Source organism: Thermosporothrix hazakensis (assembly GCF_003253565.1).
In the GTDB taxonomy this organism is placed as follows: domain Bacteria; phylum Chloroflexota; class Ktedonobacteria; order Ktedonobacterales; family Ktedonobacteraceae; genus Thermosporothrix; species Thermosporothrix hazakensis.
In genome coordinates, this window is record NZ_QKUF01000011.1 from 130617 (window position 1) to 142975 (window position 12359).

Consider the following 12359-nt stretch of genomic DNA (forward strand, 5'->3'; position numbering starts at 1 on the left):
GTGTAGGTACGAAAAAAAAGGGGAGGAGGTAGAGCAACCTCTTCCCCTTTTCTGTCAGCAGTGATTATAGTTCCTGCCAGGTTTTACCACCATCAGTTGTATGCAGAAGCGCTGATTTGGTAATCGCCCACCCGTTGCTTGCATCCACAAAGCTCATCTCCTCGAAGGCTCCAGGAGCTTGCTCAGTGGCCTGCCAGCTTGCACCACCGTTGGCTGTATAGTAGAGCTTACCTGTCTGCTGATCGGAAGCCCAGGCATGGTTCTTGTCAAGAACAAAGACAGTGCTTGCATTCATTTCAACGTTGCTCTGTGCCATCCAGTCAGCGCCGCCGTTCTCGCTGCGATACAGGTTCAGGAAAGTCTTGCCATCATTATTTGTGATGTAGACCGGGAGGAACCCATCATTTCCGAAGAAAACAGGTGGTGTCGTGCCCATCTGTTGCACATTCTCATTGCCGCGAGGCGGATTGAGGTGCTGCTGCTGCCAGCTCTGAGCGCCATCATGACTGACATACAGGCCTGGATCGGTCGGGTTGCCGGTGGTAGAACGTGTGGTAGCGAAGAAGGTTTCCGCGTTGAGAGGCGAAATGCCTGATTTGAAGCCACCGTTATTTATGCCGTTTTCACCGGACTTTCCGAGCAACTCCCACTGTGAGCCGTCGGTTGTATGGTAGATGTAGACGCCCTGGCTGCCAGCTCCGGGAGATCCCATGACCTCCAGCCAGCCCGTGTTTGCGTTCACGAAATGTGGCATATCAATCGATTCTATACCCTGCTGCTGAATTTGCGAATTTTGCCAGTGTTGACCGCCATCCGTTGTATGCAGGATGGTGATCGTGCCGTTTTGCTGCTGGACGGTTGCTACCCAGGCATTCTGGTTATCCAGAAAAGCGCCGCGAGCCCCCGTGTAATGAGCAGTAATATTTGAGGGTGTCACTGACTGCCAGTGTTGACCGCCATCCGTCGTTTTGAGTATGCCTTGCTTCGACAAAGCCCATCCGTTCAACTTGTCAACCATGCGTATAGACGTAAGTGGATCATGTGTGGTTGTCTGGGAACTGTTGGCGGTCGGACTTGTCTTCGTTTGGGCTGGTGTTGATGAAGTCTCCGTCGGCTTGTCAGGCGTCGTCGTTCCCGTTGCTTCAGCATTCTGGGTCGTAGAGGTGCTGCCACAGGCGACCAGTAATCCGGTAAGGAGAACGAGCGCAAACAGTTTTAGGAGAGATGCATAGTGCTTTTTTCGATACATATTTTTCTCCTGTCATTTTTAAGTAGATTCTTCTTTTTGTAATATTGTGTATTCGGTCTATGCCACCCTCTACACTCTGTATAACGCATGGAAATGGTGATTTGTTTTGCTCGCTTCTGCGAGAAGTGAAAAAAAGTGCCCCCTGCCTGTCTGTTTGCCATGACAGAGGGCCAGGAACTCAGGAGGTTTGTGAGGCGTCAAGTTCGCTCCGATGGAGCTTTTCAAGCGTTTTCAGCTCATCCAGAAATGCTTCTCTACTCTGGTCCTCTTTCTGCTCAACTCGTTCCAGCACGGTAAAGGTGAAATGGTCTGTAGGCCAATCGTGTTGCAGCCTGGGATGGAAGGGAATGTTCGTGATTGTGGCAAAGTGGAAGCGGTTCTGTGCACTGGCCAGATCAGTACTCCATTCGAGTAAATACTTCTTTTTGGTAGTATTTGTAATAAGATAGACGCCACCAACAGCCCGTTTTTTCTTCTATTCGTTGATAGCTGCTTTGCGCTGCTTCATGTTCGTAGTCCTCTCTATCCGGGTGAAGGCATTATTGTTTTCTTGCCTTACTATAACGATACTCACGTGAGTTGTCAAGGCTTGATATCTATGGTAGAATTACGGTGAAAACTCTTTTTGTTTTTCGCGTTTTCTGTGCGGGAGTGAGAGATGACAATAAAAGATCGCATCATTGCAGCCTTTATTGAGGAGCTGCATGAGAAGGGTATGAAATTCTCGATGGATGATCTTGCGAAGCGGCTCGGGATCAGTAAGCGAACCCTGTACGAGCATTTTTCCTCGAAGGTAGAAATTCTGGAGACGATTATCGAGCAGACGTTTCGCGAAACAGAAGAGAAAACCCAGCAAATTCTTAACAATGGGGATCTTTCCTTACTCGAAAAGATAAGAGGTGTGGTAACAACATTACCAGCGCATAATGAGTTCTACGATGTGCGTGTGCTTCAGCAGCTCAAGCGGTATTTTCCTGAGCAGTGGGCCCGGGTGAATAGTGCTCTCAACGATGACTGGAAGCCGCTTCGTGTGCTGATTGAACAGGGCATGCGGGAGGGTGTCATCAAGCAGCAAAATGTGAACCTTGTGATGAAGCTCTTTATTGATGCTGCCAATTCGACGCTCGATCAGAAATTCTATTTACAGAATAATCTGACTATTTCCGAAGCGCTTTCAACTATTGTTGATATTCTGCTTTACGGGCTGGTTGCTGAAGAGAAGCGATAAACCTGGATCTGTAGAGCAGGTCGTCTCTCCTCAATTTTTTTGTGGAAACTCGAAAAACAAAAAAAGTTTTACTCGTTTGTTGCTCAAGGTGAAACTATGTCAACTCCATTTCTTTCGATGTCAAAACAGCAGCGGACTGGATTAATACTCACAATATCTATACTGTTTATAGATATGCTGCTCTATAGCCTGTTGATCCCGATCGTACCGTATATTACCGAACTGTTTCACCCCTCTTCGACATTGACGGGGGTACTCTTTGGCAGCTACGCAATTGCGCTGCTGGTAGCGACGCCGTTCTTCGGGCCGCTCTCTGACCGGATTAGCAGGAAGGCAACATTGCTTTTTGGCCTGGTAGGTTTGGCTGTATCCACGATTCTTTTTGCGTCGGCTCACTCGATGGTGGTGATGATTGCGGCTCGATTTGTGCAAGGATTGGCTGCGGCAGCTACATGGTCGGCGGCCCTGGCGCTGCTTGCGGACCTCTTTCCAGCGAAGATGAGAGGGCCAATTATGGGCATGGCCTTGACCGCAATCTCGACCGGCTCGTTGCTCGGCGCTCCACTTGGTGGTCTGATCCATCAACTCGGAGGCTATCAGATGCCCTTTCTGCTGGCGACTGGCTTAACATTGTTGAATATTGTTGGGGTATTTGCTCTTCTGCCGAAGCAGGCTATTCAGGAGCAGAAGAAGCTGAAGCTGTCGGCTTTCTTGCGGAATCGGCAGGTGATCGCGATTGCCTGTTTTGTCTTGCTTGGTGAAATGTCGCTCTGTTTGCTTGAGCCGTTGTTACCAGTTTTTCTGACGGATCGCCTTGCCACAACGTCGATGATCATAGGTCTGCTCTTTGGTGCGATGACCCTGGCCTATGGGCTGGTTGCGCCGCTGGCGGGGACCCTGGTGAACCGCTTCAGCCCTTATCGGCTCATGGCGCTAGGTGCGGTCTGTCTGGCGCTCTGCATGCCGCTGCTTGGGTTTGTGCACACACTCTGGCAGGCCGGCATTGTGATGGTGCTGATCGGGGCAAGTGCTGGCTTTAGTCTATCGCCGACGCTTTCCACGCTCGGAAGTGTTGTAGAGCGGGATGGAGGCGGCGCCTATGGAGCAGCATACGCCATTTTTAATATGTTTCACGGTATCGGTATCGTCCTGGGGCCGCTTGTCGGCGGAGTGCTGACCGACCTTATCACGACCCCGGGCGCATTCATGACAATGAGCGGTTGCATTCTGGTTGTATGCTTGCTGATTTTCGGCCTATTAAGGCAGCGCCAGGGAGAAGGTAATCCTTTTTAAAAGGAGGCGTGCTTTTTCAGGAAATAACTGGCATACACCGGCCTCTTTGATAAGCAAGCTGCCTCCCAGTGAACCTCTATACGCGATAGTGAGGGGATGGTGTATAGGAAGTTAGAAGGTTTACTAAAGAGTTATAGATGTGAGAGCTGCTTTCTTCATGTTTTAGAAGTTTTGCGGCTTATGATTCCAGCAGGGAAGCAAGAGGAGCTACAGAATACTGTATACTCTGGATGTAAAGCGGTCTCAAGGGGTATACTGAATATGGAATCGGCTTGCTTTCGTGTGAATCATAAAAGAGAACATCCTAGAAAGAGTGGAGTAAGCGTACGATGGAAAAGAGAACATTGGGACATTCCGACTTACAGGTGAGTGCCCTTTGTCTGGGCGGGAATGTCTTTGGCTGGACGGCTGATGAAGCGACTTCATTTCAGGTGCTTGATGCTTTCGTCGCTGATGGCGGAAATTTTATAGATACTGCAAATGTGTATTCTCGTTGGGCCCCCGGTAATCAGGGAGGTGAGTCAGAAACGATCATCGGCAAGTGGCTCAAGCAGCGCGGCGGGCGCGATCAACTGGTTATTGCTACGAAGGTCGGGGGCGATATGGGGAATGGTCAGAAGGGGCTTTCACGCAACGCTATCAAGCAGGCGGTCGATGAGTCGTTGCGGCGTCTGCAAACCGATTATATTGATCTGTATCAGGCGCATTTTGATGACCCTGAGACCCCCTTTGAGGAGACACTGGATGCGTTTGCAGAGCTGGTTCGAGAGGGCAAGGTGCGCGTGATCGGGGCATCCAATCTCAGTGCGAGTCGGCTTGCGGAGGCGTTGAGTGTGAGCAAGCAGCATGGGTATCCGCGTTATGAGAGCCTGCAACCCCTTTACAATTTATATGATCGCGCCGACTACGAGCAGGATCTGGAGCCGCTCTGCAAGCGGGAGGGGCTGGGTGTGATCAGCTATTATTCGCTTGCCAGTGGCTTCTTAACGGGCAAATATCGCTCGGAGAAAGATCTGCCTTCAAGTCAGCGCGCTGGTTCGGTCAAAGAGCAGTATATGAATGATCGCGGGTTCCGTATTCTGAAGGCGCTTGACAACGTAGCTCAGAAGTATAACGCGACGCCCGCGCAGATCTCGCTGGCCTGGTTGATGACCCGCGTGACTGCTCCAATTGCAAGCGCGACGTCGGCTACACAGGTGCATGAGATCGCGAAGGCTGCCGCGATACAACTTGACAAGGCCTCTATCGCGGAACTGGATCAAGCAAGCAACTGGAAATAGGATCGCCTTCCTCTCACCGGAAACCGTCAGTGCGGCGGCTTCCGGTTTTTCTCGCTTTGCGTTCAATGAAGATATACTCTCCTGTGATCCGTATTATTTTTGAAGAGGTGCGGAAATGAAGACCGAGAAAGAGAAGATGCTGCAAGGCGAGCTCTATAACGCGCTTGATCCTGAACTGGTAGAGGATCGGCAGCGCGGTCAGCGGCTCACACGGCTCTACAACCGCTCCGAGGAGGCTGACAGCAAGACACGCCAGGCGTTATTGCGGCAACTACTGGGCTCGATGGGAGAAAACTGTTATATTGAACCGCCTTTTCGCTGCGACTATGGCTATACTATTCATGTCGGTGAGAACTTTTACGCGAATTATGATTGTGTTATTCTTGATACCTGCCCGGTAACCATCGGGAAAAACTGTATGCTTGGTCCGGGCGTGCATATTTATACTGCTACACATCCAGTTGAGGCGCACGAGCGTATAAAAGGGCTAGAATATGGGAAGCCGGTAACAATAGGTGATAATGTGTGGATTGGTGGAAGGGCGATTATTATGCCCGGGGTAACAATTGGGGATAATGCTGTTATTGCTGCTGGTGCTGTTGTAACAAAAGATGTGCCAGGTAATGTCGTTGTTGGCGGCAATCCTGCAAAGATTATAAAACGCCTCTCAGGAGATGAGAAGCAATCAATGGAAGGCTGAGTTCTATTGTCCCTCCGGCGATCGGACAGCCAGAGGGACAACACTATTACTGTACAATCGGCGTGGGTTTGGGCTGGACCTGAACGGTACTGGCTGTATATCCACGATCGTGTAACGTATCGAGCAATTGTGCAATATGCTCGTGATCGCGCGTATCAAGTGTCAGCGTGACCTCAATATGTTGCTCTGGCAAGGCTTGCATTGTCGGGCAATAATTGAGCTCGCGTACGTTTGCACCCTGGTCTGCGATCACCGTCAGGAGCCGCTTGAGTTCGCCCGGACGATCTTCGATAAAGGTCCGTAGAATGGTGATGCGGCCCTGAACCAGCAGACCGTGACTGATAAAATTACCGATCACATTTGTATCGATATTGCCGCCTGTCAGGACGAGCGCAACCTTCTTGCCTGCTACATCAAGTAAGCCAGGGTGGAGCAGTGCAGCCAGACCAGAAGCGCCAGCAGCCTCAACCTGGAGCTTGCTCCGTTCAAGCAGGAGCAGAATGGCGCTCATAATTTCCTCATCATCGACCGTTACCACTTCATCGACATATTTCCGCATAATAGCAAACGTGAGCTCACCGGGAGCATTGATGCAGATTCCATCAGCAATCGTTTTCACGTTCGATTGTACGACGATATGACCTGCTTGCAATGATTGCTTTGCTGCATCTGCCCCTTTTGCCTGTACACCGATAATACGCACATCAGGACGAAGCGCCTTGACGGCAAGGGCAACTCCGGAAATCAGGCCGCCTCCACCGATGGGAACTACTATCGCTTCAACGTCGGGAAATTGCTCAAGTATTTCGAGACCGAGCGTGCCCTGACCGGTAATCAAGTCATAATCCTCAAAGGAATGTAGCAGGGTCGCGCCTGTTCGGGCCTCAAATTCCAACGCATATTCATGTGCATCTTTAAAGGTAGCGCCATGTAAAATAACTTTCGCCCCATATCCACGCGTTGCCATCACTTTTACCAGTGGAGCCTGTTCCGGCATGACAATCGTTGCTTGCACGCCAAGTGATCGGGCTGCCAGTGCGACGGCCTGAGCATGGTTACCCATAGAGACCGCTACCACTCCTTTGTGGCGCTCGGATTCGCTCAGGCGTGATATCTTATATGTAGCACCACGTACCTTAAAAGAACCTGCCCTTTGCAAATTCTCGGCTTTGAGGTAAACATGGGCTCCGCTCATTTCACTGAATGTTTGAGAGCGAAGCAGAGGTGTTACATGAATGGAATCATGGATCTCTTCGTATGCGCGCTGAATCTCGCTTAGTTCCGGCATCTTGGGACTATTGGTGTACATCGCTGTAAAATACTCCTCTAGCGGGCCTGCTATCCCCTTTGATAGCGCCCTAAATAAGTAATAGTAACAGAAAATCCTGGTGTTCCTGTATGGTAGCACGATTCGTGGTGATCTTACAAGGCCGATTGCATGTGCATTTTTCTATAGAAAAAGAAGAGAGAATGCAGTATATCTGTATTGCTGTATACATCGTGCCTCTGGCTGAGAAATGCGAAGATAGCGCGTATGAGAAGCGATCGGTAGCTTGCATTTATACTGAAGGTTTTTGCATCTCTGTCTGCTCCTTCCAGATGAAGGAAATAGAGAAGATATGGCCCTGAACGCTCAGAGCCATCGGCGATTTTTTATGCCTGCTTCTCTGCAAGGAAGGGCTTCAAGAGGGGGAGCAGTTGCTCTGAACGGGAAAGCATGGTGTAATGGTCCGCGCCGGGTAAAATGGCGAGTTGCGAAGGAATGCGATTTTCTCCATTGATGCCGATATCTTTTTTCCCTCCACCAAGCAGGTTGAAAAACTCGACTGCATGTGAAGGCGGAAATCCATCGCTGTCGCCTGCAACGATCAGCGTGGGTATTGTGAGGGCCTTGACCTGCTCCGTCCAGTCAAAGCTTCGGTTGACGGCAGCATGCATCTCATCTCTTAGCCGGGGGAAGTCCTCTGGCCTGGGGGCTATCTGCTTATATGCTTCGTGCATAGGGGTGTTCTCGAACGGTAGCGATGCAATCGACGCGAAGTTTGCCCGCACTTCGGGATACCAGGCCGACCATTTGAACGGGGTAGATATCACTACCAGCTTACGGACGCGTTCCGGGTGACGAAAGGCTGTCTGAAGTGCGACTTTTCCACCAAGCGAGTAGCCAAGAACCGACGCCTGTTCAATGCCGAGATGATCGAGCAGGCCTGCGATGTCGTCAGCCATTGATTCAACCTGCATCGGACGCTCGGTCAGGGCTGTGTGTGCCATTCCATAGAGATCAACACCGATAACCTGGTGTGTATGGGCAAGCTCCGGCCAGAGAGCGGAGAACATTTCAAAGGAACCAAAACCTCCATGTAATAGCACTAAGGGGGTACCCGTTCCATGAATCTCATAGTACAGATTGATACCATTCACATTTGCGTACTTGCCTGTCGTGTACATATGTCATTACTCCATATTTTTGAGTAGATACGTGTGTCTGTATACAGAGTATTCTATCGCATGGGGGCCGAGAAGACTTCTTCAATCTTGCGTTTTCCAATGTGCTGATAGATCCAGTCGAGGAAGTGCGAAACCCATGTATAGTGCTCAACGCTGCCATAGATGCCGATCGTGCGCCCACCTGTCTCCTGCCATGAACTGACGCCAGCAAGCAGAAAACGCTCTTCTTTGCGAATGAAGGCCGGGCCGCCACTGTCTCCGCGCCCGCATACGCCTTCAAGGAAGGTGCCCGCCGGTGGCTCATCAAAGCGAAATTTCAGCCAGTAGTCGTCCACTTCGTCAATACGGTTGGTTGCCTGACGCAGGGCTCGATCAGTGCCGAGGGCTCCACTCTCTTTATATGGCTACTTATGTTTATACTAGATAATAGTACGGGGTAATTCTGGTAGAACTGTAAAGGAGTGCCTGGCAGGCCTCTGTTGTAATAATTGCTGTTTCTGGGTAGTAAGAAAAGAGTGCAGGATGTACCCTGTTCGATGCATCCTGCTGGCCGTGATAGAGCTCTATCAGGCCAGTACTTCGATAGTGAAGCCGCCCGGGGCCTGAATGTAGAACGTCCAGGCGTGACTGCGCTGTGGTGGGTCAGCCTGGTATCCATCAGCAATCAGGCGCTGATAGATCTCGTTCACGCGCTCTTCACTTTCCTGCCCGAAGCCGATGTGAAACGTTTTCGGGTACGAAACCTCGCGGGCTTTCATCAATGTGAGCACCAGTCCGCGATCGTCGAAGAGGACAGTGAAACCCTTATTTCCTCCCTCATGTTGGCGCATGTCGAAGTATTTTTCTAGAAATGCCGCTGCAGTCGGAACATCAGTGACCGTGAGATTCACATGATTGAGTATCATGAAGCCTCCTTAAAATGGGTGAGAGAGCAGGATGTGCTCCTCAGAATCACGCTGTGTTTTTTTCTACATCTTTATCTGGCTCTATTATAAAACACTGGTGTTTATGTAGAGGGTTTTTGCATTTGGGAAAGCTCGATCAGTCGCCCGACTTGCTCGATCAGTCTTTTTGCTCGTTCTTCTAATGCTACGAGCTTATTGAGCCAGTTATCCGCTATTGCATTGATGTCTCCACAGTCCTCAACAGGGACATTCAGGGCCTCACGTAGATTGCTGGTTTTGCCACTATCGAACGCCTCTAGCATGCGCAGAATTGCCATCAGGCTGAAGCCGCACTGGACCAGCATCCGAATAACACGTAGCCGCCCAAATTCGGCACTCCCATAAAGCCGATAGTGGTTGTTCGGGTCTCGTGGGACGGTCAGCAGGCCATTGCGTTCCCAGTTGCGGAGCATGTCTATAGAGATATTGAGGTGTCTGGCTGCCTGCTGTATTCGCATGGGATGCGCCGACACATCCAGCACATGACCGGCTGCCCAACGTTCAAGAAATTCGATGGCCGATTCGGCATAGGTGCGCTCTACACGCACGTGCGCAAGGTATTGATAGGCATATTCCATCGCCATACCGGGATCTCCGTTGACAGCGCTAGTGACCAGATCGATGAGGAGTTGCTTGTTCCCAAGATAGGGCCAGCGAAGCGCCAGGGACGCGAGGCGAGCCTGTTCAAGATGAAGCAAGCTGTATTCTCGATAGCCGTTCGTTCCTCGGGGGACAGGAGAAAGAAAGCCTTGAGCCTCATACTGTCGGATTGTGTTCTCATGTACTCCTGCTGCCTTTGCCACTTCATGTGTGCGAAAAATGACCATTCTCCAGATCTCCTGCATGCAATATTGCTCTCAGTATACCTGAAATCCCTCTACATAGAAACCAGTGTTTTAGGAGGACTTGACACTTACGGTAATGTGAGGGTAAATCGTTCACAGGAGGAGGCTTTGCTATGAAAGTTGGTGAACTGGCGAAGGCGACGGGAGCCAGTGTTCGCTCGCTTCATTACTATGAAGAACAGGGTGTACTGCGCTCGCGACGGCTTCCGAACGGCTATCGAGAGTATGATGCGTCGGCGATTGAGCAGGTGAAGCTGATCCGAAAATTTCTCACATTGGGATTGACGCTGGAAGATTTCCGCTTGCTTGCCCCTTGCTTTGAGCGGCAGGAGCAAGGAGAGCCTCCCTGTGCGTCTGCGAGGATTCGATATCGTGAAAAGCTTGCCGAAATAGATGAGCGCATTGCGGATTTGCAGGCATTGCGTGCCCGTGTCGAGCAGCGCTTACAACTCTGAATTCTGCCTGAGTAGATATATATGGGTGTATGATTCCTCTTGAGGAGGGTAATTTCTTGCCTGAAGGTGCGCCCGCTCAACACAAATCATATCCTCATTTTTGTGGTAAAGAGGAGTGCGCCTTTTCAGGTTTATGGATGCAGGTCTATTTTTATGCTATCCCGATCTGATAGCATCGGTGTTTTCTTTTATGAGTTCAGATAAAAGAGCTCTCTTTTTGCTTCGGGAATGGTCTTTTGTATCTTTGCATCGATGGAGAGTCGCAGTTTTACTGCACTGCTTCGATTATAAATCGCTTCTGGTAGTGATGTTAAAGGGTTACAGAAAAGGCGAAGATCCCGCAGTTTTGTTGCATTTTCGATGCTATCAGGCAGGCGGGTGATTTGATTATGGATGAGATTTACAGTGAACGACCCAGAAAGCCCCGTGCATTCATGCCGGGGATGAATGGGTCTTCCTTTCGGGCTGGTTGGGATGAGGGGTATACGTTGGGTCATCCCAAGCCAGATAGACATCCAGTGCCCGCCTGATGATCTCTGCTTCTGGCAAATTTTCCTCCTGGCTTCGTTTCTCTAACTGTCTTTTTTGTCGTACAGTGATATACACGTTGATTCGTTCTTTGCGCATGTGCCAACTCCTCTCTTGACGTACAGACCTATCAGGCTGTATAATAGTACCATATGAAAGAGGAGAGGGCAAGCAGCATGTTGGTCTACGAGTACAAGCTCTCTGGGAGCAGGCAGCAATACGCGGCGATCGATGAAGCCATCCGGATTGTCCAGTTCATCCGCAACAAGTCGTTGCGCTTGTGGATGGAGCAGCGTGGCACCTCCAAAAACGACGTGCAGACCAACTGCGCCGTGCTTGCCAAAGCGTACCCTTTCGCCTCTCGACTCAACTCCCAGGCCCGTCAAGCCGGAGCTGATCGTGCATGGTTCGCGATCTCCCGCTTCTATGAGAATTGCAAGAACAACAAGCCTGGCAAGAAGGGCTATCCCAAGTTCCAACGAAACAACCGGAGCGTGGAATACAAGGGCACCGGCTGGAAGCTTGATCCTGATGGTCGGCATATTCTCTTCACCGATGGCTGTGGCATTGGTCGTCTCAAATTGATTGGCAACCCCAATCAGCGTATCCAAGAATTCCCGATCAAGCAAATCAAGCGGGTTCGCATTGTCAAACGGGCAGATGGGTACTATACACAATTTTGCGTCCAGACCGAGCGCAAAGTCGAGCATGTCTCGTCGGGCAAACAGCTTGGGATTGATGTTGGGCTCAAATCCTATCTCACCGATTCGGAAGGCAACACCGTCGAGAACCCCAGGCACTCCCGCAAAGCGGAAAAGAAGCTCAAACGTCTCCAACGTCGTCTCTGCCGCAAGCAGAAGCAATCGGCCAATCGAAAAAAGGCGCGAAAAGCACTTGCCAAACAGCATCTGAAAGTCCAACGGCAGCGTGAGGATTTTGCTAGAAAGGTGGCAAACACGTATGTCTCGTCTTGCGACCTGATTGCCTATGAAGACCTTCAGATCAGGAATATGGTGAAGAACCGCAAACTTGCCAAATCGATCCATGATGCCGGATGGGGGCTCTTCCTTCAATGGGTCAAGCGCTATGCCTTGTTGCATGGTATTCCGGTGATTGCCGTTGCGCCCCATTTCACCAGCCAGAAATGTTCTGATTGTGGCACGATTGTCAAGAAATCGCTTAGCGTTCGCACCCATGTTTGTACGGGGTGTGGGATCATCCTGGACCGCGATCACAATGCAGCGTTGAATATCCTGCATGAAGCGCTCCAATCCGTTTCAAACGGTACCGTAGGGCATACGGGAACCTGTCCCACGGGACAAAACGCTTCTGGAGACCTGGCCTCTCCTGCGTCTTCCAAACGGAGACGTGGCACGTCGGGTCGTTGAA

Annotated in this window: 14 protein-coding genes; 7 read left to right on the forward strand and 7 right to left on the reverse strand. The window is 50.6% G+C overall.

Features of this window, described 5'->3' with window-relative positions:
- Positions 1-64 precede the first annotated feature (64 nt).
- Positions 65-1249 carry a hypothetical protein gene (locus EI42_RS16710; RefSeq protein WP_111323764.1) on the reverse strand — a complete coding sequence of 395 codons (1185 nt, stop codon included), beginning with the start codon at positions 1247-1249 and terminating at the stop codon, positions 65-67.
- A 211-nt stretch (positions 1250-1460) separates the two neighbouring features.
- Here EI42_RS16710 and EI42_RS32615 point away from each other — a divergent pair, with 211 nt between their 5' ends.
- The 5 genes from EI42_RS32615 (at position 1461) to EI42_RS16735 (ending at position 5750) form a co-directional block, all read left to right on the forward strand.
- Positions 1461-1664 (forward strand): hypothetical protein, encoded by a 204-nt coding sequence (locus tag EI42_RS32615; RefSeq protein ID WP_111323765.1) that lies wholly within the window; start codon positions 1461-1463, stop codon positions 1662-1664.
- A gap of 249 nt (positions 1665-1913) precedes the next feature.
- Positions 1914-2477 carry a TetR family transcriptional regulator gene (locus tag EI42_RS16720; RefSeq protein ID WP_111323823.1) on the forward strand — a complete coding sequence of 188 codons (564 nt, stop codon included), beginning with the start codon at positions 1914-1916 and terminating at the stop codon, positions 2475-2477.
- Between the two features lie 39 nt (positions 2478-2516).
- Positions 2517-3770: an MFS transporter gene (locus EI42_RS16725; RefSeq protein WP_111323766.1), complete on the forward strand. Its 1254-nt coding sequence runs from the start codon at positions 2517-2519 to the stop codon at positions 3768-3770.
- 329 nt (positions 3771-4099) lie between these two features.
- A complete protein-coding gene (locus EI42_RS16730) occupies positions 4100-5050 on the forward strand; it encodes an aldo/keto reductase (RefSeq protein WP_111323767.1) in 951 nt (316 codons plus the stop codon).
- Positions 5051-5165: 115 nt separating this feature from the next.
- Positions 5166-5750 (forward strand): sugar O-acetyltransferase, encoded by a 585-nt coding sequence (locus tag EI42_RS16735; RefSeq protein ID WP_111323768.1) that lies wholly within the window; start codon positions 5166-5168, stop codon positions 5748-5750.
- A gap of 46 nt (positions 5751-5796) precedes the next feature.
- Here EI42_RS16735 and ilvA read toward each other — a convergent pair whose 3' ends face one another.
- From ilvA to EI42_RS16760, 5 genes are all read right to left on the reverse strand, one after another.
- On the reverse strand, positions 5797-7059 hold the full coding sequence (ilvA, locus tag EI42_RS16740; protein WP_211326216.1) for a threonine ammonia-lyase: 1263 nt from the start codon (positions 7057-7059) through the stop codon (positions 5797-5799).
- Positions 7060-7403: 344 nt separating this feature from the next.
- A complete protein-coding gene (locus EI42_RS16745; protein ID WP_111323769.1) occupies positions 7404-8198 on the reverse strand; it encodes an alpha/beta fold hydrolase in 795 nt (264 codons plus the stop codon).
- 53 nt (positions 8199-8251) lie between these two features.
- Positions 8252-8533, reverse strand: coding sequence for a trypsin-like serine protease (locus EI42_RS16750; RefSeq protein WP_170142694.1), 282 nt, complete (start codon positions 8531-8533; stop codon positions 8252-8254).
- Positions 8534-8764: 231 nt separating this feature from the next.
- Positions 8765-9103, reverse strand: coding sequence for a VOC family protein (locus EI42_RS16755; protein ID WP_111323771.1), 339 nt, complete (start codon positions 9101-9103; stop codon positions 8765-8767).
- A 101-nt stretch (positions 9104-9204) separates the two neighbouring features.
- The gene (locus EI42_RS16760; RefSeq protein WP_170142695.1) at positions 9205-9969 is read right to left on the reverse strand and encodes a MerR family transcriptional regulator; all 765 of its coding nucleotides are present in this window, start codon (positions 9967-9969) and stop codon (positions 9205-9207) included.
- A gap of 131 nt (positions 9970-10100) precedes the next feature.
- On the opposite strand from EI42_RS16760, the gene EI42_RS16765 reads away from it, so the two are divergent.
- Complete coding sequence (locus tag EI42_RS16765) at positions 10101-10442, forward strand: MerR family transcriptional regulator (protein WP_111323773.1); 342 nt, start codon at positions 10101-10103, stop codon at positions 10440-10442.
- Positions 10443-10874: 432 nt separating this feature from the next.
- Here EI42_RS16765 and EI42_RS16770 read toward each other — a convergent pair whose 3' ends face one another.
- A complete protein-coding gene (locus EI42_RS16770) occupies positions 10875-11069 on the reverse strand; it encodes a CopG family transcriptional regulator (RefSeq protein WP_111323774.1) in 195 nt (64 codons plus the stop codon).
- Between the two features lie 77 nt (positions 11070-11146).
- Between EI42_RS16770 and EI42_RS16775 the strand changes: the two genes are divergently transcribed.
- Positions 11147-12358: an RNA-guided endonuclease InsQ/TnpB family protein gene (locus tag EI42_RS16775; protein WP_111323775.1), complete on the forward strand. Its 1212-nt coding sequence runs from the start codon at positions 11147-11149 to the stop codon at positions 12356-12358.
- Position 12359 lies beyond the last annotated feature (1 nt).

Excerpts from the sequence above, each read along its gene's own strand:
- EI42_RS16710 (WP_111323764.1), bottom strand. The coding sequence starts at position 1,249 with ATGTATCGAAAAAAGCACTATGCATCTCTCCTAAAACTGTTTGCGCTC.
- EI42_RS32615 (WP_111323765.1), top strand. The coding sequence starts at position 1,461 with ATGGAGCTTTTCAAGCGTTTTCAGCTCATCCAGAAATGCTTCTCTACT.
- EI42_RS16730 (WP_111323767.1), top strand. The coding sequence starts at position 4,100 with ATGGAAAAGAGAACATTGGGACATTCCGACTTACAGGTGAGTGCCCTT.
- EI42_RS16735 (WP_111323768.1), top strand. The coding sequence starts at position 5,166 with ATGAAGACCGAGAAAGAGAAGATGCTGCAAGGCGAGCTCTATAACGCG.
- ilvA (WP_211326216.1), bottom strand. The coding sequence starts at position 7,059 with ATGTACACCAATAGTCCCAAGATGCCGGAACTAAGCGAGATTCAGCGC.
- EI42_RS16745 (WP_111323769.1), bottom strand. The coding sequence starts at position 8,198 with ATGTACACGACAGGCAAGTACGCAAATGTGAATGGTATCAATCTGTAC.
- EI42_RS16755 (WP_111323771.1), bottom strand. The coding sequence starts at position 9,103 with ATGATACTCAATCATGTGAATCTCACGGTCACTGATGTTCCGACTGCA.
- EI42_RS16760 (WP_170142695.1), bottom strand. The coding sequence starts at position 9,969 with ATGGTCATTTTTCGCACACATGAAGTGGCAAAGGCAGCAGGAGTACAT.
- EI42_RS16765 (WP_111323773.1), top strand. The coding sequence starts at position 10,101 with ATGAAAGTTGGTGAACTGGCGAAGGCGACGGGAGCCAGTGTTCGCTCG.
- EI42_RS16770 (WP_111323774.1), bottom strand. The coding sequence starts at position 11,069 with ATGCGCAAAGAACGAATCAACGTGTATATCACTGTACGACAAAAAAGA.
- EI42_RS16775 (WP_111323775.1), top strand. The coding sequence starts at position 11,147 with ATGTTGGTCTACGAGTACAAGCTCTCTGGGAGCAGGCAGCAATACGCG.